The 23,390-nt window shown below is 70.4% G+C and carries 19 protein-coding genes; 10 read left to right on the forward strand and 9 right to left on the reverse strand.

Annotated elements, in window-relative coordinates:
- Positions 1-63: 63 nt before the first annotated feature.
- Positions 64-954 (reverse strand): ADP-ribosylglycohydrolase family protein, encoded by an 891-nt coding sequence (locus tag ACWD04_RS00915; RefSeq protein ID WP_451126715.1) that lies wholly within the window; start codon positions 952-954, stop codon positions 64-66.
- Positions 955-1,076: 122 nt separating this feature from the next.
- On the opposite strand from ACWD04_RS00915, the gene ACWD04_RS00920 reads away from it, so the two are divergent.
- Positions 1,077-1,391: an SCO0607 family lipoprotein gene (locus tag ACWD04_RS00920; RefSeq protein WP_451126717.1), complete on the forward strand. Its 315-nt coding sequence runs from the start codon at positions 1,077-1,079 to the stop codon at positions 1,389-1,391.
- On the opposite strand, the gene ACWD04_RS00925 is transcribed toward ACWD04_RS00920, so the two are convergent.
- Positions 1,388-2,497, reverse strand: a complete 1,110-nt coding sequence (locus ACWD04_RS00925) for a ferritin-like domain-containing protein (RefSeq protein WP_451126719.1) — start codon at positions 2,495-2,497, stop codon at positions 1,388-1,390. The two genes, ACWD04_RS00920 and ACWD04_RS00925, sit on opposite strands and share 4 nt — an antisense overlap.
- Positions 2,498-2,685: 188 nt before the next feature.
- Here ACWD04_RS00925 and ACWD04_RS00930 point away from each other — a divergent pair, with 188 nt between their 5' ends.
- The 4 genes from ACWD04_RS00930 to ACWD04_RS00945 all read left to right on the forward strand — a co-directional run bounded on the left by ACWD04_RS00930 (position 2,686) and on the right by ACWD04_RS00945 (position 6,115).
- Positions 2,686-3,621, forward strand: a complete 936-nt coding sequence (locus tag ACWD04_RS00930; protein WP_451126721.1) for an AurF N-oxygenase family protein — start codon at positions 2,686-2,688, stop codon at positions 3,619-3,621.
- A gap of 34 nt (positions 3,622-3,655) precedes the next feature.
- Entirely contained in the window at positions 3,656-4,417 is a 762-nt protein-coding gene (locus tag ACWD04_RS00935) for a TetR/AcrR family transcriptional regulator (RefSeq protein WP_451126723.1), read from the forward strand.
- Positions 4,418-4,441: 24 nt separating this feature from the next.
- Entirely contained in the window at positions 4,442-4,717 is a 276-nt protein-coding gene (locus tag ACWD04_RS00940) for a hypothetical protein (RefSeq protein ID WP_451126725.1), read from the forward strand.
- A gap of 243 nt (positions 4,718-4,960) precedes the next feature.
- On the forward strand, positions 4,961-6,115 hold the full coding sequence (locus ACWD04_RS00945) for an NlpC/P60 family protein (protein ID WP_451126727.1): 1,155 nt from the start codon (positions 4,961-4,963) through the stop codon (positions 6,113-6,115).
- 71 nt (positions 6,116-6,186) lie between these two features.
- Here ACWD04_RS00945 and ACWD04_RS00950 read toward each other — a convergent pair whose 3' ends face one another.
- The 5 genes from ACWD04_RS00950 to ACWD04_RS00970 are packed head-to-tail and all read right to left on the reverse strand — an operon-like array spanning position 6,187 to position 11,912.
- On the reverse strand, positions 6,187-7,428 hold the full coding sequence (locus tag ACWD04_RS00950) for a styrene monooxygenase/indole monooxygenase family protein (protein ID WP_451126729.1): 1,242 nt from the start codon (positions 7,426-7,428) through the stop codon (positions 6,187-6,189).
- A 33-nt stretch (positions 7,429-7,461) separates the two neighbouring features.
- On the reverse strand, positions 7,462-8,112 hold the full coding sequence (locus tag ACWD04_RS00955) for a GTP-binding protein (protein ID WP_451126731.1): 651 nt from the start codon (positions 8,110-8,112) through the stop codon (positions 7,462-7,464).
- The gene (locus ACWD04_RS00960; RefSeq protein ID WP_451126733.1) at positions 8,093-8,506 is read right to left on the reverse strand and encodes a DUF742 domain-containing protein; all 414 of its coding nucleotides are present in this window, start codon (positions 8,504-8,506) and stop codon (positions 8,093-8,095) included. Before ACWD04_RS00960 ends, ACWD04_RS00955 begins: the two co-directional genes overlap by 20 nt.
- Positions 8,503-8,982: a roadblock/LC7 domain-containing protein gene (locus ACWD04_RS00965; RefSeq protein ID WP_451126735.1), complete on the reverse strand. Its 480-nt coding sequence runs from the start codon at positions 8,980-8,982 to the stop codon at positions 8,503-8,505. The genes ACWD04_RS00960 and ACWD04_RS00965 overlap by 4 nt, the downstream gene beginning before the upstream one ends.
- Positions 8,979-11,912: a nitrate- and nitrite sensing domain-containing protein gene (locus ACWD04_RS00970; RefSeq protein WP_451126737.1), complete on the reverse strand. Its 2,934-nt coding sequence runs from the start codon at positions 11,910-11,912 to the stop codon at positions 8,979-8,981. Before ACWD04_RS00970 ends, ACWD04_RS00965 begins: the two co-directional genes overlap by 4 nt.
- Positions 11,913-12,284: 372 nt before the next feature.
- On the opposite strand from ACWD04_RS00970, the gene ACWD04_RS00975 reads away from it, so the two are divergent.
- A complete protein-coding gene (locus ACWD04_RS00975; protein ID WP_451126739.1) occupies positions 12,285-13,070 on the forward strand; it encodes a protein phosphatase 2C domain-containing protein in 786 nt (261 codons plus the stop codon).
- Positions 13,071-13,120: 50 nt separating this feature from the next.
- On the opposite strand, the gene ACWD04_RS00980 is transcribed toward ACWD04_RS00975, so the two are convergent.
- A complete protein-coding gene (locus ACWD04_RS00980) occupies positions 13,121-13,618 on the reverse strand; it encodes a MarR family winged helix-turn-helix transcriptional regulator (protein ID WP_451126741.1) in 498 nt (165 codons plus the stop codon).
- A 201-nt stretch (positions 13,619-13,819) separates the two neighbouring features.
- Positions 13,820-16,255, reverse strand: coding sequence for an endopeptidase La (lon, locus tag ACWD04_RS00985; protein WP_451126743.1), 2,436 nt, complete (start codon positions 16,253-16,255; stop codon positions 13,820-13,822).
- A 272-nt stretch (positions 16,256-16,527) separates the two neighbouring features.
- Here lon and ACWD04_RS00990 point away from each other — a divergent pair, with 272 nt between their 5' ends.
- The 4 genes from ACWD04_RS00990 to ACWD04_RS01005 all read left to right on the forward strand — a co-directional run bounded on the left by ACWD04_RS00990 (position 16,528) and on the right by ACWD04_RS01005 (position 23,350).
- Positions 16,528-17,211 (forward strand): spermidine synthase, encoded by a 684-nt coding sequence (locus ACWD04_RS00990; RefSeq protein ID WP_451126745.1) that lies wholly within the window; start codon positions 16,528-16,530, stop codon positions 17,209-17,211.
- A 232-nt stretch (positions 17,212-17,443) separates the two neighbouring features.
- Complete coding sequence (locus ACWD04_RS00995; protein WP_014154105.1) at positions 17,444-18,181, forward strand: response regulator transcription factor; 738 nt, start codon at positions 17,444-17,446, stop codon at positions 18,179-18,181.
- Positions 18,178-19,254, forward strand: coding sequence for a HAMP domain-containing sensor histidine kinase (locus tag ACWD04_RS01000; protein WP_451126748.1), 1,077 nt, complete (start codon positions 18,178-18,180; stop codon positions 19,252-19,254). Before ACWD04_RS00995 ends, ACWD04_RS01000 begins: the two co-directional genes overlap by 4 nt.
- 259 nt (positions 19,255-19,513) lie before the next feature.
- Entirely contained in the window at positions 19,514-23,350 is a 3,837-nt protein-coding gene (locus ACWD04_RS01005; protein WP_451126750.1) for a multifunctional oxoglutarate decarboxylase/oxoglutarate dehydrogenase thiamine pyrophosphate-binding subunit/dihydrolipoyllysine-residue succinyltransferase subunit, read from the forward strand.
- Positions 23,351-23,390 lie beyond the last annotated feature (40 nt).

Below are 23,390 nucleotides of genomic sequence, written 5' to 3' on the forward strand. Positions count from 1 at the left end.
CGACGTGGCTCGAAGCGCACCCGCGCAGAGTTCCGGCCTGGTCCGGGCTTCGCCGGACCGCTGTCAACTCAGCGGTTCGCGTTTCCTGCGCCACTCGTCAGGCGCCCCCTCCACACCCGTGGCCGCACCGACGACGCCCCCCGTGATGGCACACGTCGTGTCCACGTCCCCGAAGCCCTCCGCCGTCGACCACAGGGCGGCCTCCAGGTCGCCGGGGTGCCGGGCGGCGGTCCACAGCGCGAACGGGACGGTGTCGTCGGCCCTGATGCGCTGCCCGTTGCCCAGGAGGTCGGCGGCCTTCCAGGGCTCCGTGGCGAACGGCACCCCCGCGGCACGCAGCACGCCGTCGCGGACCAGACCCTCGGGGGTGCGCTCGGCGACCGCCTCCAGCGTGAACTCCCCGCGCACAGACAGAGCCGCCGCCACGGCGACCGCCACCGCACCCGCGACGCCCTCCGGGTGGGCGTGGGTGACGACCGCCGAGAGCGCGGCCTGTTCGGCGGCATGGCCGAGGTCGGCGTGGAAGCGGGCTCCGAGCGGCGCGACCCGCATCGCGGCGCCGTTGCCGAGGCTGCCGCCCTCGAAGAGCCCGGGCGCCAGGATGCGCCAGTCGGCCGGCGAGGCCAGCAGTTCCGGCAGCAGGAGGTGCATGCCGTGCCCGTAACCGCGGGCCTGGTCCGCGTCGAAGGCCAGGGCGTAGTACAGGGCGAGCCGGTCCTGTTCGACCTGCCCGTATTCGTCGAGGACCCGCTGCAGCGCCAGCGCCAGCGCGGTGTCGTCGGTCCAGTGCCACACGGGCTCGTGCGGGGTGCGGCGCGCCCGGACCTCGGCGTACGCCTGCCGGGGCGGCCGGAAGAGCGGGAACCAGCGCTCCCCGAAGGCGTCACCGAGGGCGAGCGCTTCGAGGCTGCGGCGGGCTGCCGCGGAATCACCATGGCCTGGAGAGGAGTTCATGCCCGCCATCCTCCGCTCGCGTACCCGGTACGTACACCGGATTTGAGTACGCGTGCTCACGCTCACCCCCTCCGGCCACGGCAGGCTGGACCTGTCAGCCACACGTCAGAGGGAGCTCCACCATGCGCACGGCCTACCGACTCCGCACCCCGTCACGCACCGCGCTCGGGCTCGCCCTGGCCGGCGTCACGGTCGCCCTGCTCACCGGCGCCTGCTCCACGCAGGACGCCGTGTGCGGGGGCGGCGAATACCCGGTCCTGGCCGTGGGAAGCGCCGGCAACGCATGCGTGCCCGACGACGAGGAGCCGCCCAAGGGCTACGCCCGCTACCCGGAGGGCAAGGTGCCCGAGCACGTGGACGACAAGTGGTACACGTACTGGAACACCCGGACCCTCGACGAGAACGGCAGGACCGTCGAGATCCCCGAGGAGAACTAGCCGCCCGTCCCGCCCTCCGCGATCGCCTCCGCGACCTCCGCGACGCGCTCCCGCTCCTCCACCGCGAAGCGGTCCCGGTCCAGCTGCTCGGCTATCTCCTCGTCCTGGGCCATCAGCAGGTCCAGGTTCGAGTCGCCCAGTTCGAAGACGCCCATGGCGACGTAGGCCTTCTGGAGCCGTTCGCCCCAGAGGCCGATGTCCTTGACACAGGGGACGATCCGGCTGAACAGCAGCTTGCGGAAGAGCTGGAGATACTCGGAGTGCTCGGAGAGGTCCTTGGCCTCCTGCTTGCCGATGCCGAAGTTCTCCAGAACCTCGACGCCGCTGAGGCGGTCGCGCATCAGGTAGCAGCCCTCGATGACGAACTCCTCGCGTTCGCGCAGTTCGGCGTCGCTCAGCTGCTTGTAGTAGTCGCGCAGCGCCATCCGCCCGAAGGCGACGTGCCGGGCCTCGTCCTGCATGACGTAGGCGAGGATCTGCTTGGGCAGCTGTCTCGTCGTGGTGTCACGGATCATGCCGAACGCGGCGAGTGCCAGCCCTTCGATGAGGACCTGCATGCCGAGGTAGGGCATGTCCCAGCGGGAGTCGCGCAGGGTGTCGCCGAGCAGCCCCTGGAGGTTGTCGTTGATCGGGTAGAGCATCCCGACCTTCTCGTGCAGGAAACGGCCGTAGATCTCCGCGTGCCGCGCCTCGTCCATCGTCTGGGTCGCGGAGTAGAACTTCGCGTCCAGATCGGGGACCGACTCCACGATCCGGGCGGCGCAGACCATGGCGCCCTGTTCACCGTGCAGGAACTGGCTGAACTGCCAGGAGGTGTAGTGCTTGCGCAGTTCGCCGCGGTCCCGCTCGGCCATCTTCGCCCAGTGCGGTGTGCCGTAAAGCGTGAGGGCCTCGTCCGGGGTGCCGAGCGGGTCTGCGGGGTCGACCTCCAGGCTCCAGTCGATGCGCTTGTTGCCGTCCCACTGCTTGTCCTTGCCCTTCTGGTAGAGGGCGAGGAGGCGTTCGCGGCCGTCGTCGTAGTCCCAGCTGAAACGGGCCGCACCCGTGGCAGGTACCTGCCATGTCGGTGCGGCGGGTGCGGTGGTGTAGAGGTCGTGTGTCGACACGGACAGCTCCTTCGCCCGGCGAGGATCGTACATTCCGTGGTGCTGACGTCCGTTGGCAGGTTCACACGTTGGTAGACACGCAGTCAACAAGTCGCGCACAAGGGATTGACCGCCTTGCTGACAGGAGGTCTCATAAGGCGTGACCGGAAACTTGACCGCCGGTAACCCATGTGCGAGGTGCCCTGAGCATGACGACAGTGACCGACAAGGACATCCAGGCGCTGCGCGATGCGCTCGGCCCCCTCAAGGGCCGCGAACAGGTTGCGGCCCGCCTGCTCGAAGCCTCGGCCAAGCACTCCTTCGATCCGGACACCGAGCTCGACTGGGACGCGGCGGTCGAGGACGGCAAGTGGTTCTGGCCTCCCGAGCTGGTCTCCCTGTACGACACCCCGCTGTGGCGGAAGATGTCCGAGGAACAGCGGATGGACCTGGCGCGTCACGAGGCGGCGTCGCTGGCCTCGCTCGGGATCTGGTTCGAGATCATTCTTATGCAGCTGCTCGTCCGGCACATCTACGACAAGTCCGTGACGAGCAAGCACGTCCGCTACGCCCTGACCGAGATAGCCGACGAGTGCCGGCACTCGATGATGTTCGCCCGCATGATCGAGTGGGGCGGGGCCCCCAGCTACCCGGTACCCCGGCGCTACCACAACCTGGCGCGGGTGTTGAAGACCGTCTCCACCACCCCGGGTTCGTTCGCCGCGACCCTGCTCGGCGAGGAGATCCTGGACTGGATGCAGCGGCTCACCTTCCCCGACGAGCGCGTCCAGTCGCTCGTACGGGGGGTGACCCGCATCCATGTCGTCGAGGAGGCCCGGCATGTGCGTTACGCCCGCGAGGAGCTGCGCCGTCAGATGGTGACCGCACCCCTCTGGGAGCGCCGGCTGACCCGGCTCAACTGCGGGGAGGCGGCTCGCGTCTTCTCCGTCTGCTTCGTCAACCCGCAGGTGTACGAGAACGTCGGACTGGACCGCCACGAGGCCGTCGCCCAGGTGAGAACGAGCGGCCACCGGGCGGAGGTCATGCAGTCGGGAGCGAAACGGCTCACGGACTTCTTCGATGACATCGGCGTGCTCAACGGCGTGGGACGCAGGCTGTGGAAGAGCTCGGGCCTGCTGGCCTGAGGGGCTCTTGAAGGCACCGCTTAGGCTTCGAGGTATGACCTCCGCACCCGCAGCACCGCCGGCCCGCGCCTACCGACGGCTCGGTGTCGAGGAGCGCCGCGCCCAACTGCTGGGCGCGGCGCTCACGCTCTTCGCCCACCGACCGCCGGACGACGTGTCGATCGACGAGGTGGCGGCCGCGGCCGGGGTCTCCCGTCCGCTGGTCTACCGCTACTTCCCCGGCGGCAGGCAGCAGTTGTACGAGGCCGCCCTCGGATCGGCCGCCGAGCAGCTGACGCTCTGCTTCGCGGAACCCGCCGTCGGGCCGCCCACCGAGCGGGTCAGCCGGGTCCTGGACCGCTATCTCGGCTTCGTCGACCAGCACGACGCCGGCTTCAGCGCGTTGCTTCGCGGCGGCAGCGTGGCCGAGACCTCGCGTACGTCGACGATCGTGGACGGCGTGCGCCGGTCGGCGGCCGAGCAGATCCTGCTCCACCTGGGCCGGGGCACCGGCCCGGGGCAGAAACCCGCCGGGCCACGCCTGCGGATGATGGTGCGCACCTGGATCGCGGCCGTGGAGGCGGCGTCCCTGATCTGGCTGGACGAGGAGAAGCAGCCGACGGCCTGTGACCTGCGGGGCTGGCTGGTCGACCATCTGATTGCCCTGCTCGCGGCCACCGCCGCCTCGGACGAGGAGACGGAAGCCGTGGTGGCGGACCTGCTGGACCAGGAGACCGCCGACGGCCCCGCCGGCCGGCTCGCCACGCTGATCATCCCGGTGGCGGGCCGGGCCGCGCACCTGCTGCCGCCGGACTGAGAACGCCTGGGTGACACTGGCCCGGTGAAAAGCGAGAACACGCCCTTTTGCGGCGGCCCCCTGGACGGCCGGGTGCTGCCCGTCCTGCTCGGGCCGACCGGTCATCCGCCCAAGTGGTACGAGGTACCGGTGCCGGACGCCGGTGGCGGCCCCGCCACGGTCCACGCCTACCGGCGCACCCCGGCGGGCTATTCCAAGCGGCTCGGGCTGCAACGCGGCTGGGTGTACGAGTACGCCCCCGGGGGCCGTGAGCGCTTCACCCCCAAGTGGCCCTGGGACAGGCCCCGCAGCGGGTCCTGAGTGTCGTCCGCGCACGCGTCCGTACGATCGGCGGTCAAGGTGCCGGGGCACGGTCGGGAACGGGCTTTCTACGCGTTCGCCGTGGAGTGACCTGCCCGGGCGCCCGCCGTCCGGGGCACGCCCCGGACGGCGGGCGTGGCGGTCCTTGCATCACCCGGGGCCGAGTGACCGGATGGACGAGATCCGACCAATTGTGGGGTTGTCCGATTAATCGGCGTCACCCCTGACACCGGAGGTGATCTCGTGCCGGGCAGAGTCGTACACGCCCTCTGCACGGCGGCGCTGGCCGCGGTCGTCGCCGTCTCCCCCGCTGCCTCGACCGCCGGCGCCGAGCCGTCCGGACCGGATCCCGCACCGGCCGCCGGAGCCGCTCCGCAGAGCGTGGCCGGGCTGCTGAAAAAGCTGCGGACGCTCTATCAGGAGGCCGAGGAAGCCGGGGAGCTCTACAACGGCACCGCGGAGGAGCTGAAGAAGCGGACCGCCGAGGCCAGGAAACTGCGCACCGAGCTGACCAGGGCGAGGGCGGCGCTGGACTCCGGACGCCGGGACGCCGGGCGACTGGCACGTGACCAGTACCAGGGGCGCACCGACTTCTCCGTGTACGTGCAGCTGCTGCTCGCGAAGGACCCGGCTCGCGCCCTGGAGCAGAGCCACGTCATCGAGCGCGCCCAGGCAGGCCGGACGGCCGTGGTCGACCGGCTCACCGGCGCGAAGAAGCATGCCGAGACCCTGGCGGCCGAGTCCCGGGCGGCACAGGAACGGCAGCGGGTGCTGGCCGCCCGGCAGAAGAAGCAGCGTGACAGCGCGCAGTCACAGCTGAAGGGCGTCGAGGCGATGCTGGCATCGCTGTCGGCCGAGCAACTCGCCGCGCTGTCGGCGCTGGAGGAGAAGAACGTCGGCAAGGCCCAGGGCGCACTGGCCGCCTCAGGGGCGCTCAGCTCGGTCCACCCGCCGTCCGAGGAGGGCGGCAAGGCCGTCCGCTACGCCGTCCAGCAGATCGGCAAGCCGTACGTGTGGGGCGGGGAGGGGCCCGAGGCCTACGACTGCTCCGGGCTCACCTCGCAGGCCTGGTCGGCTGCTGGCCGGGACATCCCGCGCACTTCGCAGGAACAGTGGCGCCGGCTGCCGAAGGTGCCGGTAGGCTCGCTGCGCCCCGGCGACCTGGTGGTCTACTTCCCGAAGGCCACGCATGTCGCGCTCTACATCGGCGACGGTCTCGTGGTGCAGGCCCCCAGGCCCGGCGCCACGGTGAAGGTCTCGCCGCTGGCCTCGAACCCGCTGCTGGGGGCCGTCCGCCCCGACCCGGGCAACGAGCCGCTGAGCGCGTACACGCGGCCGGAGCTGCCCGCGGACGCCACCTCGGGCGCGGACACGGGCTACGACGCCCCGGACGAGTGAGAGCCGGGCCGGCCCATCCGTCCGTGCCTGCGTGACGGCACCTGGCGGCCCGGCCTCCCCACGCGCTTGTGTCAGCCCTGCGCGCCCGAGATCTCGGCGAGGTACGCGTTCGTCTTCTCCGGCTCGAAGAAGAAGTTGTCGAAGTCCGCCGGGTCGTTGAACCCGTTGGCGAACCGGTCCGCGGCCGGCTGGAGCTGACCGGCCGCGCCGATCAGATTCAGCACGTGCTCCGGCGGCGGCGCGAGCATCGCGTTCGTCCACTTCACGACGTGCTGCGTCTTCGCCCAGTGCCGCTCGAACGTGGCCTTCATCCACTCCTCGTCGAACGGCCGGTCGCCGTGCTCCAGGATCGAGTGCAGGTAGGAGTGCGCGCCCTTTGACGCGGTGTTGGAGCCCTGTCCGGTGACCGGGTCGTTCGCGACGACGACGTCCCCCACGCCGAGGACCAGACCGCCGCCGGGCAGCCTGCCGACGGGCTTGCGCACGGTCGGGGCGTAACGGCCCACCAGCGTCGCGTTGGCGTCCGTCAGTTCGACTTCGGTGGCGCGTGCGTACTCCCACGGCGTGTACCTCTCCATGAGCTCCAGCGTCCTGGCCAGGTGCTCCGAGGGGTCCTTGATGCCCTGGAACGCGTCGAGCGGACCGCCGGGGATGCCCTCCCAGAACAGGATGTCCGCGCGGCCCGACGTCGTCAGGGTCGGCATGATGAGGAGTTCACCGACGCCCGGGACCAGGTTGCACCGCACCGCGTCGAACTCCGGGTGCTCGGGCCGCGGGCCCAGACCGTGGACGTACGCGACGGCCAGCGCCCGCTGCGGGGCGTCGTACGGCGAACGGGAGGCGTCCCGGCCGAACATGGAGACGAGCTCACCCTTGCCCGCCGACACCATCACCAGGTCGTACGTGCGGGAGAAGTAGTCCAGGTCGGAGACCGCGGCACCGTGGATGACGAGCTGCCCGCCGCGCTGGGCGAAGGTCTCCATCCAGCCGGCCATCTTGACGCGCTGGTCGACGGACTGGGCGATGTTGTCCAGCTTGCCGACCCAGTCGATGACACGCGAGGAGTCGGGCCCGGCGACGGAGACGCCGAGACCCTCGATCCGCGGCGCCCGCGACTCCCAGAAGTCGAGCTGCAGGTCACGCTCGTGCTGGAGGGCCGTGTGGAACATGCACTGCGTCGACATGACCCGGCCGGACCGGACCTCGTCCGCGGTGCGGTCGGCCAGCAGGGTGACTTCGTACCCTTCGGACTGCAGCCCGAGCGCCAGCTGGAGACCGGACTGACCGGCTCCGACTATGAGTACCTTCCGCATCTCGGTTCTCCGTTACGTGTTCTGGGTGCGTCGTCACTCGGGGGTGGCTTCGAGTGCGTGGCCCACCAGGGCGAGCAAGGCCTCGACGACGGTGCCCCTCTTACGCGCGTCCATGATCACGACAGGTACGTGCGGAGATACGGTCAGGGCCTCCCTGACATCGGCCTCGTCGTAACCGGCCGCTCCCTCGAAGTGGTTGACGGCGACGATGTAGGGAAGGCCGCAGGTCTCGAAGTAGTCGAGCGCGGCGAAGCAGTCGGCGAGGCGCCGCGTGTCGGCCAGCACGACCGCGCCGATCGCGCCGCGCACCATGTCGTCCCACATGAACCAGAAGCGCTGCTGGCCAGGCGTTCCGAAGATGTACAGGACGAGGTCGTCGTCCAAGGTGAGGCGGCCGAAGTCCATCGCCACGGTCGTGGTGACCTTGTCGGGGGTGGCCGTGAGGTCGTCGGTCCCCTCGCTGGCCTGTGTCATCAGCGCTTCGGTCTGCAGCGGGGGTATCTCGGAGACCGAACTGACGAAAGTCGTCTTGCCCACGCCGAACCCGCCCGCGACCACGATCTTGGTCGCGATCGGCGCGCGTGTGCGGTCGAGCTGCCAGGACTGCACCGGCTCGTCGGGCCGCTCCCGCGGCCCCCGCTGACGCGGAGTGAAGCGCGGCGCGTCAGAGACGACGGAGTCCATCGAGCACCCTTTCGAGCAGCGCGCGGTCGGGCTGGCCGGTGCCGTGACCGGTGCCGTAGACGCGGATCTTTCCTTGGTCGGCCAGGTCGCTGAGCAGTACCCGGACCACGCCGAGCGGCATCTTCAGCAGGGCGGAGATCTCCGCGACCGTACGCATGCGGCGGCAGAGTTCGACGATGGCGTGGAGCTCCGGCATGACACGCGAGGCGAGGTTGCCGTTCGTGAGCTCGCGGCGCTCCTCGGGAGCCTCCAGCGCGGCGACGAACGTCTCGACGAGCAGGACGTGGGTGAAGCGGGTGCGGCCTCCGGTGAGGGAGTACGGACGGACTCGTGCGGCCTTGCGGTCCGCACCCCGGACGGGGAGTTTTCGTACGGGTCCAGCAGCTGACGTCACTGGGCGCTCTCCATCGATGTGCGCAGCTCACTGCGGAGTTCGGGGGTGAGCACATGTCCGGCGCGGCCGACGAAGAGTGCCATGTGGTAGGCGATGACGCTCATGTCGCAGTCGGGGGTGGCGTGCACGCCGAGCAGAGAACCGTCACTGATCGACATGACGAAGACGCTGCCCTCGTCCATCGCGACCATCGTCTGCTTGACGCCGCCGCCGTCCATCAGCTTGGCGGCACCGATCGTGAGGGACCCGATCCCGGACACGATGGTGGCGAGGTCGGCGCTGGAACCCCTGGGGCCCCTCTGCCGTCCTGCCGCCTCGGCCGTCGCGAAGCCGGGGTCCGAGGAAAGCAGCATGAGCCCGTCGGACGAGACGACGGTGACCGAGTGGACCCCTGGCACCTCTTCCACGAGATTGTTCAGCAACCAGTGGAGGTTCCGCGCCTCGGTACTCATCCCGAATGTGCTGGGCGCAGTCAATTGCGTGCCTCCTCGACTGTGTCCCCCGTCTCATCGATCCGACCGTCGGTGCGGTCATGGCCGGTCTGCGCGCCGCTCTCGTCGATCTCCGCCTCCACATCGCGACGGCCGTCCTTCGCGCCCTGGTGGAACCCGCCGAGCCGGCGGCGCAGGGCTTCCTTGTCCAGGCTGCCCGTGCGCTCGGCGACCGGGGCCGAGGGCGACGCGGCGACCCTCGGGGTGCGCTTGGGCAGCCCCTTGTCCGTGAGGCGCTCGGGCAGGGGCGCCGGGTCGGGCACCTCCTCGCCCAGTCCGGTCAGCGGCTGCCGGGGGCCCGGAAGGGTATCGGCGGCCGGGGCCGTGGCGGGGCTCGTGTCGGCCGCGCGCTCATGGCGGTCGGGTCCGATGGCGTACGGGCTCGGTGCGGCCTGCTGCGCGGGCAGCCGGACCCGCATCGTGGTCTCGGCCTCGGACTCCTCGCGGGCCTCGGACACGGGCTCGGCGGGAGCGGGCGTCGCGGGCTCCGGTACCGCGGGCTCCGACTCTGCTGCGGGATCCGGTACCGCGGGCTCCGATGCCTCTGCGGGCTCCTGACCCGCGGGCTCCGATGCCTCTGCGGGCTCCTGACCCGCGGGCTCCGATGCCTCTGCGGGCTCCTGACCCGCGGGCTCCGATGCCTCTACGAGCTCCTGGCCCGCAGCCTGCAGGGTCCGCTCCGCGGCCGCGATCAGCGGGTCTTCCACGGGAGGAGCCGAACGGGGCGGCAGCGCGTGGGAATCGGCCTCGGCGACCGATCCCGGAAGGTTCAGCCCGGGCGCGTCCCCCGCCAGCGGTACGGACGGCGGGGAAGCCGCGGGCGGCGCCGTGGGCAGCATCGTCTGCGGAAGGACGACGACCGCGGTGACCCCGCTCCCCTTATGTTCGCGCAGCTGCACCCGTACGCCGTGGCGGGCCGCGAGCAGCGAGGTCACCTGGAGGCCCAGTCCGGCACCGTCCGCGGCCTGTTCGCCCGCTTCGAAGGACGTCGGGTCGGCGAGCCTGGCATTGAGTTCACCCATCCGGACCGCCGACATGCCGATGCCCTCGTCCTGTACGGAGAGCATCACCTCCCCGGTCTCCAGAAGCCAGCCGGAGAGCTCGACATGGGAGTCGGGCGGGGAGAAGGAGGTCGCGTTCTCCAGGAGTTCGGCGACGAGGTGGCTCAGGTCGTCGGCGGCGAAGCCCGCGACCTGGGCGTGCGGCGGCAGGGACTGGATCGTGACCCGCTCGTACCGCTCGATCTCGCTGACCCCGGCGCGCAGTACGTCGACGAGGGGGATCGGGCTCGCGTGCCCCTGGTGGTGATCGGTTCCCGCGAAGACCAGCATGTTCTCGCTGTGGCGCCGCATGACGGTGGCCATGTGGTCCAGCTTGAAGAGGGTCGCGAGGCGCTCCGGGTCCTGCTCGCCGGCCTCCAGGCCCTCGATGACGCCGAGCTGGCGCTCGACGAGGCCGAGCGTGCGCAGAGACAGATTGACGAAGGTGTGGTGGACCGTGTTCCGCAGCCGTTCGAGCTGCCCGGTGAGTTCCGCGACCCGGGCCTGGAGTTCGGCCCGCTCGAGTGTGAGGGCCTCATGGTCGGTGACCGGTTCGCCGCGCTCGGTCTGCACGCCCTCGAGTCGGCCGGTGACCTCGTGGCGCAGTCCGTGCAGCGTGCCGTGGAGAGTGTTGATGGACCGTACGACCTGGGCGAATTCATCGTTGCGCCCGGTGTAACGGACCGGTTCGGCGGTCTCGGGCTCGGCGGCGATACGGCCGGCCCCGATCCGCAGGACGGCGAGCGGCTGGGTGAGGGTGCGGGCGACGGCGGTGGAGACGCCGATGGCGATCAGCACGCAGCCGCCGAGCAGGGCGAGGCGGAGTTCCAGCGCGGTGACGTCGTCGTCGCGCAGCCCCTCCAGCCGCTTGACCTGCGCGGTGCCCAGCGCGGACTCGACTCCGCGCATGCGGTCGATACGGGCGGAGAGAGCCGCCTCGACCTTCTCGGGGTCGGCTTCCCGCTCGGCGTCGGACAGCTCGGGGCGGTCGGTGAACCGCGTGAGGTACTTCTCCGCGCTGGTGACCTCGGGTCCGGTGACCGTGGAAGCGAGCCTGTCCCGGGCCGAGGACCCGGCGGCCTGGTCGAACTCGGCGAGAGAGGCGAGCTCGCGCACCCGCGCCTGCTGGGCGGCGGCGCTCAGTTCGTCGCGGTTGCGGTCGTCCTCGTCGGGGGCCGTGTCCTGGCTCTGGACGGGGAGGCCGGTGAACGGGTCGGTCTGCTGCTGCGACTGCGCGCCGGGCACGGCCAGCGCGGCCAGGAGCAGCCCCCTGGTGGCGGAGGCCTGCTCCACGGCACCGCCGAGTGCGAGCGGCGCGCGGGTGGCGTCGGCGGCCCGCGGCGGGGTCTTCTCGGCGAGCTCGTTCGCGAGGTCGTGGAGCTTGGCGATGACCTCGGAGTACGCCGTGTACGCCTCCATCGCCGAGCCCTTGCCCGTGAGGGCGGTCCGGCGCAGCGAGGGAACGGCGGCGAGGTCCCGGCGCAGCGCCGCCGGAGCGGTCGCCCGGATCTCGTCCACCTGCTGGTCGACACGGGCCGCCGGACCGGTGGTGCCGTCCTCGGTGTCCCCGGCCTCACGGCCGCCCGCGATGTGGACGGTGACCTCGTCGCGCTCGTCCGCGAGGGAGTGCGCGAGCGTGATCGCCTGCTGGTTCAGCTCGGCGAGCGTGACCAGCCGCTGGGACTCGTTGAGATCGGAGGATGCGCCGAGTGCCGCCGGGGCGCCGGCGGCGATGACGGTGATCCCCACGACGGCAACACCGGCGACGAGCCGGCTGCGTACCCGCACGGTCCGCTTGGAGGCACCCGCTGCCTGAGGCGTCGCCCCGGACTCCTCGCGCGTGCTGTCCTTGCTCCGAGGCCGCTTCTTCTGCACCGGTGCTCGCAATCTTGACTCGTCCGCCCTTGAAGCAGAGGTGACACACGGTCACGTGAATGGGCATGCCACCCTGGTGCGCGCCCGTACGGCTTCTGACCATTCCAGCGCTTTTGAGAGGGGGCCGTGCATCAACCGCTCCGCCACTCGAACGAGTGAACCGCACTCCGGAGTTGGCTAACAAGTCTCCCCACAGGAGCCGCAGGGCATGCACGGGCCACCGGGTGGAACTTCGGGCCAGGCTTTGGCAGTATGCCCGCCCGCATATGCGTGAAGCCCTTGAGTCCTCCCCATGCGAGCCATCTGACCTGCCGATACGGCCCGAGCGCGGGGTCGTGCCCGTCGCGTGAGGACATCATGCAGACTGATCGGATGCCCATCGCACTCGCCACCGAGCCCGGCAGCCCCGAACGCCCCAACGAGGACTGGGCGTCGACCGCCGCCTCCGCGGCAGGCCAGGGTGGTGCCCTGGTCCTGCTCGACGGCGTCACGCCGCCCGTGGGCGACGACGGGTGTGTGCACTCGGTTCCGTGGTTCACCGCACGGCTCGGCGGCGCCTTGGCCGAACTGTCCGCTTCGCGACGGGATCTGACACTGGCGGAGATCCTCTCGACGTCCATCCGACGCACCGCCGATGCCCACCGTTCCCTGTGTGACCTTTCTCACCCGCGCACGCCTCAGGCAACGGTGGTCCTGGCGCGTTGGGACGAAGAACGGGTCGAGCACCTCGTGCTCTCCGACTCGGTCCTGCTCGTCGAGGGGCACGACGGCACGGTCCGGCCGCTGCTCGACGACCGTATCGACCGGCTGCCGCCGGGCTCGCTCGCCTCTGCGGAGATCGCGGACGCACATGTACGGAACAAGGAGGGCGGCTTCTTCACGGCGGCCGCGGACCCCTCGGTGTCGTCACGCGCGGTGACCGGCGAGACCCCGCAGGCGGAGGTCCGGGCGCTGGCGGCCCTGACCGACGGCGCCAGCCGCTGGACGGAGAAGTTCCGGGAGGGCGACTGGACGGCCGCCCTCGGCCTGCTGCGCAAGGAGGGGCCGCAGGGTCTGATCGACCGGGTCAGGGAGCTGGAGCGGGCCGACACCGACCGCGTGTACCTGCGCCGCGGCAAGACGCACGACGACGCGACAGCGGTTCTCGTGGAACTCTGACTCCCGCCCCGCCCGGCCGCCGTCGGAGCACGGCGTCACGGCGGAGCGACTCACCCCTCGGCCCGCTCGTTCAGGTGGTGCAGCAGTCGCGCCAGTTCCGCGATCTCGGCCCGGTCCCAGCCCGCGAGCTTGCGGGCGTATCGGCCGCGGCGGGCGTCGCGGACGCTGCGGAAGCGCGCGAGGCCCTCCTCCGTGAGGTGGACGAGCGAGGCGCGGCCGTCCGCCGGGTCGGTCTCCCGTGCCACCAGGCCGAGCCCTTCCAGGGCTCGCAGCTGGCGGCTCATGGTCGCCTTGCCCACCCCGATGTAGGCGGCGAGATCCGTGGCCCGCTGCCGCCCCGCCGACTCCAGCCGCACGAGAAGCCCGTAGGCCGCGGCTTCCAGATCCGGATGGACCTCGCGTGCCATCTCCCCCGAATTGGCCCGCGCCCGGCGCAGGAAGACCGCCAACTCCCGCTCCAGGGCGAGGAACTCATGGTCCACACCACTTCCGGCCGCTGCACCGGGTTCACCGCCGCTTCCGCTCCCGTGCACGTCAGCACCCCTCATACACTTTCCCGCCGCTGAAACTGCTCTCGACTCCGGCCATCGCCGCAGCCGGGCCAGTATTTCGCAGGCGTAGACCTCCGGCAGCGGCCAGACTCCGCCCGCGCCGCGGGAGTGTCCCGCGGAACGGCCCGCCCTCCGCGTGGAGGACGGGCCGTTCCTACCGGCCGTCGGCGTGGTGCCACGCCCGTCACGCCGTGACGCCTACGCGGCGGCCGGGATCCTGTCCTGCGCCCTGGCGGCGGCCGGGGCGAGCGCGATCTCCAGCACCTGGCGGACATCGGTCACCGGGTGGACCTCCAAGGTGTCGAGGACCTCGGCCGGTACGTCGTCCAGGTCGGCCTCGTTGCGCTTGGGGATCACCACGGTGGTGATGCCGGCCCGGTGCGCGGCCAGCAGCTTCTGCTTCAGGCCGCCGATCGGGAGCACCCGTCCGGTCAGCGACACCTCACCGGTCATGGCCACATCCGTCCGGACGAGCCGCCCCGAGAGCAGGGAGGCCAGCGCCGTCGTCATCGTGATGCCCGCGCTCGGACCGTCCTTGGGGACCGCACCCGCGGGGAAGTGGATGTGCGCGCCACGGTCCTTGAGGTCCGCGACCGGAAGCTCCAGCTCCGCGCCGTGCGAGCGCAGGAAGCTCAGGGCGATCTGCGCGGACTCCTTCATGACGTCACCCAGCTGACCGGTCAGGGTCAGCCCGGAGGCCCCGGTCTCCGGGTCGGCCAGCGACGCCTCCACGAAGAGCACGTCTCCACCCGCTCCGGTCACCGCGAGCCCCGTGGCCACACCCGGCACCGCGGTGCGGCGTTCGGCCGGGACCTGGGCGGACTCGGGCACGTGGTGCGGTCGGCCGATCAGACCCCGCAGGTCGTCCTCGGCAACCGTGAACGGCAGTTCACGTTCCCCGAGTTCGTGCTGAGCCGCGACCTTGCGGAGCAGCCGTGCGACGGCCCGCTCCAGGTTCCGCACCCCGGCCTCCCGGGTGTACTCCCCGGCCAGCTTGCGCAGCGCCGACTCGTCCAGGCCGACCTCGTCCTCCTTCAGACCGGCCCGCTCCAGCTGGCGCGGGAGCAGGTGGTCACGGGCGATGACGACCTTCTCGTCCTCCGTGTACCCGTCCAGCGTGACCAGCTCCATGCGGTCGAGCAGAGCCTCCGGAATGGATTCGAGGACGTTCGCCGTGGCCAGGAACACGACGTCGCTGAGGTCGAGTTCGACCTCCAGGTAGTGGTCGCGGAAGGTGTGATTCTGAGCCGGGTCGAGCACCTCCAGCAGGGCGGCCGCCGGGTCGCCCCGGAAGTCGGAGCCGACCTTGTCGATCTCGTCGAGCAGGACGACCGGGTTCATCGAACCGGCCTCCTTGACGGCCCGGACGATGCGCCCGGGGAGCGCGCCGACGTACGTGCGCCGGTGGCCCCGGATCTCGGCCTCGTCCCGGACCCCGCCGAGCGCGACCCGGACGAACTTGCGCCCCATGGCGTGCGCGACGCTTTCGCCGAGCGAGGTCTTCCCGACTCCGGGCGGACCGACGAGTGCCAGCACCGCGCCGCCGCGGCGGCCACCGACCACACCGAGCCCGCGGTCGGCACGCCGCTTGCGCACCGCGAGGTACTCGGTGATGCGCTCCTTCACGTCCTGCAGGCCGGCGTGCTCCGCGTCGAGGATCTCCCGGGCGCCCTTGATGTCGTACGCGTCCTCGGTCCGTTGGGTCCACGGCAGTTCCAGGACGGTGTCCAGCCAGGTGCGGATCCAGGAGCCCTCGGGGCTCTGGTCGGAGGACCGCTCCAGCTTCTCGACCTCCTTGAGGGCGGCCGCACGGACGTGCTCCGGAAGATCGGCGGCTTCGACGCGCGCCCGGTAGTCGTCGGACTCGTCGCCGGAGCCGGCTTCACCGTTGAGCTCGGAGAGCTCCTTGCGTACGGCGTCGAGCTGGCGCCTCAGGAGGAATTCGCGCTGCTGCTTGTCGACACCCTCCTGGACGTCCTTGGCGATGGACTCGGCGACGTCCTGCTCGGCGAGGTGCTCGCCGAGCCACTGGATGGCCAGCTTCAGACGGGCGACCGCGTCGGCGGTCTCCAGCAGCTGGACCTTCTGGGCGGTGGTGAGGAAGGGCGAGTACCCGGAGTTGTCGGCGAGCGCCGAGATGTCCTCGATCTGCTGCACCCTGTCCACGACCTGCCAGGCGCCACGCTTCTTCAGCCAGCTGGTGGCGAGGGCCTTGTACTCCCTGGCGAGCTCGGCCGCGGAACCGGGCAGCGGGTCGGGTACCGATACGTCGATCCGGGTGCCCTCCACCCACAGCGCGCTCCCGGGACCGCTCGTCCCGGCACCGATCCGCACCCGGTCCCGGGCCCTGATGAGTGCGCCCGGGTCCCCGTCCGACAGCCGTCCCACCTGCTCGACGGTGCCCAGGACACCGGTCCCGGTGTAATTCCCGTCGATACGCGGCACGAGCAGGACCTCGGGCTTGCCGCCCCCGGTTCGCGCGACGGCCTGGGCGGCCTCCACGGCGGCGCGCACTTCCGCGTCCGACAGGTCGAGCGGCACGACCATGCCGGGCAGTACGACCTCGTCGTCGAGCGGCAGCACGGGCAGGTCGACCGGCGTGAACGCCTCGGACGCATTGGACTCAGCAGTCATGATCTCCCCTTCGGCAGGCAAGTTGAGCTATGTGGACTCAATGCTCATGAGCGCTCGAATGTTCCCCACGCCCTGTTCGCTCATAGCGATCACCCGGATCCGGGCCGCACGGGCCACGCCTCCACACCAGCGCTCCACGGCACACAGCCATTCCCGGCGCGACCGGCCCGGAGAGCCGGGACGCGGAAATCGGGTGTACCGAAGGCCCGGTGGTGGGCGAAACTGGGCGGCCACGACAAGGCCCACCCCGCCACACGCCGGAGACCGCGCCCATGCCCGCCACAGATGCCCCCCGCCCCGTCGTCCTCGACCGGCGCGAAGGACCGTTCGGCGAAGTCGTCCTGCGCGAACGCGGCGCCGCGTTCGAGATCATCGCCAACGGCTGCTTCCTGATGGACACCTCCGACGGGCGCTCGGAGCGACTCCTGGTGGACGCGGCGCTCGCCGCCCTGCCCGTCGGACGGCCGGACCCGTCGGTACTGATCGGCGGGCTCGGCGTCGGGTTCTCCCTGGTGCGGGCCGCCACCGAACCGCGCTGGGGCAGGATCGCCGTCGTCGAACGGGAGCAGGCCATCGTGGACTGGCACCTCGACGGACCGCTCGGCCGCATCTCCGGTGCGGCGCTCGCCGATCCGCGGACCGAGATCCTGCGTACGGACCTCGTCGCCCATCTCCGTACGACCACGGAGCGTTACGACGCACTGTGCCTGGACATCGACAACGGCCCCGACTGGACCGTCACCCAGGACAACGGAAACCTCTATTCACCCGCCGGCCTCGCCGCCTGCCGCGCGCGTCTGACACCCGGCGGGGTCCTGGCCGTATGGTCCGCGCAGCCGTCCTCCGACTTCGAGCAGGCCATGCGGAATGCCGGATTCCACGCAGTAAGGACCGAAGAAGTAGCGGTTGCCCGAGGTGTACCGGACGTGGTCCATCTCGCACTACGGGACAACTGAACCCCCACCCGGTACCCATTTACCTGGCCCCGCCACGGATCAGGCGGGACAAGTCCGCCGATCCGCCTCGTTCCCGCCGGTAACACCTTCACGACGGACAACACCCTGCGTAGCCGAGAGGTGTCCTCTGCCTTTACGCTGCTGACCGGACAAGGGATCACCGACGAAAATCCACAAGCGATAACCGTGCTCCGGGGGAATGGCCCCCGTGGGAACGGGCAGGGGCGGGGCGATGGAACAGACACACACCACCCACAACGGCGTCGCGGCCACCCCCGGGGCTCAGCGCCGGGTGCTGGTGGTCGAGGACGACGCGACAATCGTCGACGCCATTTCCGCCCGTCTGCGGGCCGAGGGCTTTCTGGTGCAGACCGCGCTGGACGGGCCGGCGGCCGTGGACGCGGCCGAGGCATGGCAGCCGGACCTGATGGTGCTCGACATCATGCTTCCCGGCTTCGACGGTCTGGAGGTCTGCCGTCGTGTGCAGGCCCAGCGCCCCGTGCCGGTGCTGATGCTCACCGCGCGGGACGACGAGACCGACATGCTGGTCGGGCTCGGCGTCGGCGCCGACGACTACATGACCAAGCCCTTCTCCATGCGGGAGCTGGCTGCGCGGGTCCACGTCCTGCTGCGCCGGGTCGAACGGGCCGCACTGGCCGCCGTGACGCCGCGCAGCGGCATCCTGCGCCTCGGCGAGCTGGAGATCGACCACGCGCAGCGCCGTGTCAGGGTGCGCGCCGACGACGTCCACCTCACCCCGACCGAGTTCGACCTGCTGGTCTGCCTGGCCAACACACCGCGCGCGGTTCTGTCCCGGGAACAGCTGCTGGCCGAGGTCTGGGACTGGGCGGATGCCTCCGGGACCCGCACGGTCGACAGCCACATCAAGGCCCTGCGCCGGAAGATCGGCGCCGAGCGGATCCGTACCGTGCACGGCGTCGGCTACGCCCTGGAGACACCCGCGCCATGACGCCGCCCGGCTCCGGACTGCGGCCCTTCTCGATCAAGGCCAAGCTGGGCACCCTCGTCGTGGTCTCGGTGTTCATCACGACCGGACTGCTGATCGTCGCTCTGCGGACCAGGACCGAATTCCGGTTCATCACGGTCTTCTCGGTGATCGCCACTCTGCTGATCACCCAGTTCGTGGCACACGGACTGACCGCGCCGCTGGACGAGATGCGCGCCGTCGCACGGTCGATCTCGCACGGCGACTACACGAGACGGGTGAGCGGCGCCGGGCGGCGTGACGAGCTCGGCGACCTGGCACAGACGATCAACCGCATGGCGGACGATCTGGAGGCGGAGGACCGGCACCGCAAGGAGCTGGTGGCCAACGTGTCCCATGAGCTGCGTACGCCGATCGCGGCGCTCAGAGCCGTCCTGGAGAACGTGGTGGACGGGGTGTCCGCCGCGGACCCCGAGACGATGCGTACGGCCCTCAAACAGACCGAACGCCTGGGCAGGCTGGTGGAGACCCTGCTGGACCTCTCCCGGCTGGACAACGGCGTGGTGGCGCTCAAGGCGCGCCGCTTCGAGGTCTGGCCGTATCTGTCGGGCGTGCTGAAGGAAGCGAATCTCGCCTCCTCGCAGCGCCGGCTCTCCTCCGGTTCCGGAAACCACTCCCGCACCGACGTCCATCTGCACCTCGATGTATCGCCGCCCGAGCTGACCGCGCACGCGGACGCGGAACGCCTGCACCAGGTTGTCGCCAATCTGGTCGACAACGCCGTCAAACACAGCCCTCCGCACGGCCGGGTCACGGTGCTGGCGCGGCGTGGAAAGTATCCCGAGTCGCTGGAGCTGGAGGTCATGGACGAGGGCCCCGGCATTCCGGAGGCGGAGCGTCACCGGGTCTTCGAGCGCTTCAACCGCGGCCAGGCACCGTCCCCCCACGGTCCGGGCAGCGACGGCGGCACGGGGCTCGGGCTCGCGATCGCCCGCTGGGCGGTGGATCTGCACGGCGGTCGTATCGGGGTGGCCGAATCCGCCCGCGGCTGCCATATCCAGGTCACTCTTCCGGGGATCGCACCGATGCACGGTTGACCCGCTGTTCGAAGTGGAGGACCCCGTTCTCCCTCCCGTCCGGGAAAGAGATACGGTCCAGGGGGCCGTAGCATTGGCCTCGCGTACCCGAAGGGCAGCGGAACCTTGCTTGTTTCCCGCCATTTCATGCGCCGAAACCCGGCCTTCGATGTGATGTGCACGACGAAGACCGGCCCGGCCTGCACGTAACGGCTCGGGAGGCGTAGCCTTGATTTCCGCTGTCCATCACCTTGTGAAGCGGAAGAGGGCGGTTGCCGCCGTGTCGTCTCAGTCCCCCAGTAACTCGAGCATCTCGACCGATCAAGAAGCGGGCACCGGGTCCAACCCGGCCGCCGCTTTCGGGCCCAATGAGTGGCTAGTCGACGAGATCTACCAGCAGTACCTCCAGGACCCCAGTTCGGTCGACCGCGCCTGGTGGGACTTCTTCGCCGACTACAAGCCGGGTACGTCCGGCACGGCGGACAAGCCCGTCCCCGCATCTGCGGGAGCGGTGACACCGGCTCCGGCCGCCACCGCTGCGAACACCGTGAACAACACCGCTCCGGCGCAGGCCGAGGCGCAGGCCCCGGCCGCGCCCCCCGCTGCCCCGGCCGCGCCCCCCGCTGCCCCGGCCGCGCCCGCTGCCCCCGCTCCGGCAAAGGCTCCGGCCGCGCCCGCGAAGGCCGCACCGGCGAAGGCGGCCCCGTCCCCGGCCCCCGCGAAGGCGGATGCCCCGGCCGAGGCCCCCGCAGGCCCGGAGTTCGTGACGCTGCGCGGCCCCTCGGCCGCCGTCGCGAAGAACATGAACGCCTCCCTGGAGCTGCCGACGGCCACGTCGGTCCGCGCCGTGCCGGTGAAGCTGCTCTTCGACAACCGCATCGTCATCAACAACCACCTGAAGCGGGCCCGCGGCGGGAAGATCTCCTTCACGCACCTCATCGGGTACGCGATGGTGCAGGCCCTCAAGGCCATGCCGTCGATGAACTACTCCTTCGCGGTGAAGGACGGCAAGCCGACCCTGGTCAAGCCCGAGCACGTCAACCTCGGTCTGGCCATCGACCTGGTGAAGCCGAACGGCGACCGTCAGCTGGTCGTCGCGGCCATCAAGAAGGCCGAGACGCTCAACTTCTTCGAGTTCTGGCAGGCGTACGAGGACATCGTCCGCCGGGCCCGTGTCGGCAAGCTCGGCATGGACGACTTCTCCGGGGTCACCGCCTCGCTGACCAACCCCGGCGGCATCGGCACGGTCCACTCCGTGCCCCGCCTGATGCCCGGACAGGGCCTCATCATGGGCGTCGGCGCGATGGACTACCCGGCGGAGTTCCAGGGCACCTCGCAGGACACCCTGAACAAGCTGGGCATCTCGAAGGTCATGACCCTGACCTCGACGTACGACCACCGGGTCATCCAGGGCGCGGCGTCCGGCGAGTTCCTCCGTGTCCTGGCCCAACTGCTGCTCGGCGAGAACGACTTCTACGACGAGATCTTCAAGGCGCTGCGCATCCCCTACGAGCCGGTCCGCTGGCTCAAGGACATCGACGCCTCGCACGACGACGACGTCACCAAGGCCGCGCGGGTCTTCGAGCTGATCCACTCCTACCGGGTCCGCGGCCACGTCATGGCCGACACCGACCCGCTGGAGTACCGCCAGCGCAAGCACCCCGACCTGGACATCACCGAGCACGGCCTCACCCTGTGGGACCTGGAGCGGGACTTCGCGGTCGGCGGTTTCGCCGGCAAGACGATGATGAAGCTCCGCGACATCCTCGGCGTGCTGCGTGAGTCGTACTGCCGCACCACCGGCATCGAGTTCATGCACATCCAGGAGCCGAAGGAGCGTAAGTGGCTCCAGGACCGGGTGGAGCGTCCGCGCCCGGCTCCGGAGCGCGAGGAGCAGCTGCGGATCCTGCGTCGCCTCAACGCCGCCGAGGCGTTCGAGACGTTCCTGCAGACCAAGTACGTCGGCCAGAAGCGGTTCTCGCTGGAGGGCGGGGAGTCCGTCATCCCGCTGCTCGACGCGGTCATCGACTCCGCCGCCGAGGCCCGCCTGGACGAGGTCGTCATCGGCATGGCCCACCGCGGCCGCCTCAACGTGCTGGCGAACATCGTCGGCAAGTCGTACGCGCAGATCTTCCGCGAGTTCGAGGGCAACCTCGACCCGCGCTCGATGCACGGCTCCGGTGACGTCAAGTACCACCTGGGCGCCGACGGCACCTTCACCGGTCTGGACGGTGAGCAGATCAAGGTCTCGCTGGCCGCCAACCCCTCGCACCTGGAAGCCGTCGACCCGGTCCTCGAGGGCATCGCCCGCGCCAAGCAGGACATCATCAACAAGGGCGGCACGGACTTCACGGTCCTGCCCGTCGCGCTCCACGGCGACGCGGCCTTCGCCGGCCAGGGCGTCGTCGCCGAGACGCTCAACATGTCGCAGCTGCGCGGCTACCGCACCGGCGGAACCGTGCACGTGGTGATCAACAACCAGGTCGGCTTCACCGCCGCCCCGGAGTCCTCGCGCTCCTCGATGTACGCCACCGACGTGGCGCGCATGATCGAGGCGCCGATCATCCACGTCAACGGCGACGACCCGGAGGCCGTGGTCCGCGTCGCACGGCTGGCCTTCGAGTACCGGCAGACGTTCAACAAGGACGTCGTCATCGACCTCATCTGCTACCGCCGTCGCGGGCACAACGAGGGCGACAACCCGGAGTTCACCAACCCGCAGATGTACACCCTGATCGACAAGAAGCGCTCGGTGCGCAAGCTCTACACCGAGTCCCTCATCGGTCGCGGCGACATCACGCTGGAAGAGGCCGAGCAGGCGCTGCAGGACTTCCAGGGCCAGCTGGAGAAGGTGTTCGCGGAGGTCCGCGAAGCCACCTCGGCGCCGTCCCAGCCGCACGTCCCGGACGCGCAGGCGGAATTCCCGGTCGCCGTGAACACCGCGGTGTCCTCGGAGGTCGTGAAGCTGGTCGCCGAGTCGCAGGTGAACATCCCCGACGGGATCACCGTTCACCCGCGTCTCCTGCCGCAGATGCAGCGCCGTGCCGCCTCCGTGGAGAACGGCACGATCGACTGGGGCATGGGCGAGACCCTGGCCATCGGTTCGCTGCTCATGGAGGGCACCCCGGTCCGGCTCGCCGGCCAGGACACCCGCCGCGGCACGTTCGGTCAGCGTCACGCCGTCCTCGTCGACCAGAAGACCGGCGAGGACTACACCCCGCTGCTCTACCTCTCCGACGAGCAGGCCCGCTACAACGTCTACGACTCGCTGCTCAGCGAGTACGCGGCGATGGGCTTCGAGTACGGCTACTCGCTTGCCCGCCCGGAATCCCTGGTCATCTGGGAGGCCCAGTTCGGCGACTTCGTCAACGGCGCGCAGACCGTCGTGGACGAGTTCATCTCCTCCGCCGAGCAGAAGTGGGGCCAGACGTCCGGCGTCACCCTGTTGCTCCCGCACGGCTACGAGGGCCAGGGCCCGGACCACTCGTCCGCCCGCCCGGAGCGTTTCCTGCAGATGTGCGCGCAGGACAACATGACGGTCGCGATGCCCACGCTCCCGTCGAACTACTTCCACCTCCTGCGGTGGCAGGTGCACAACCCGCACCACAAGCCGCTGATCGTCTTCACCCCGAAGTCGATGCTCCGCCTCAAGGCGGCCGCGTCGAAGGTGGAGGAGTTCACCACCGGCGGCTTCCGCCCGGTCATCGGCGACGAGTCGGTCAAGGCCGAAGCGGTCCGCAAGGTCGTCTTCGTCTCCGGCAAGCTGTACTACGACCTGGACGCCGAGCGCGAGAACCGTGGCGACACGGAGACGGCGATCATCCGGCTGGAGCGGCTGTACCCGCTGCCGGGTGCGGAGATCCAGGCCGAGATCGCCAAGTACCCGAACGCCGAGAAGTACCTCTGGGCCCAGGAGGAGCCGGCGAACCAGGGTGCGTGGCCGTTCATCGCGCTCAACCTGATCGACCACCTGGACCTGGCCGTCGGCTCCGACGTGCCGCACGGAGAGCGCCTGCGCCGCATCTCGCGGTCGCACGGCTCGTCCCCGGCGGTCGGCTCTGCCAAGCGTCACCAGGCCGAGCAGGCCCAGCTGGTCGCCGAGGTCTTCGAGGCCTGATCAGCGGCAGTACGTCCCCGGAGGGCCCGGCCTCGCGAGA

The organism is Streptomyces sp. NPDC002911, from assembly GCF_053591835.1.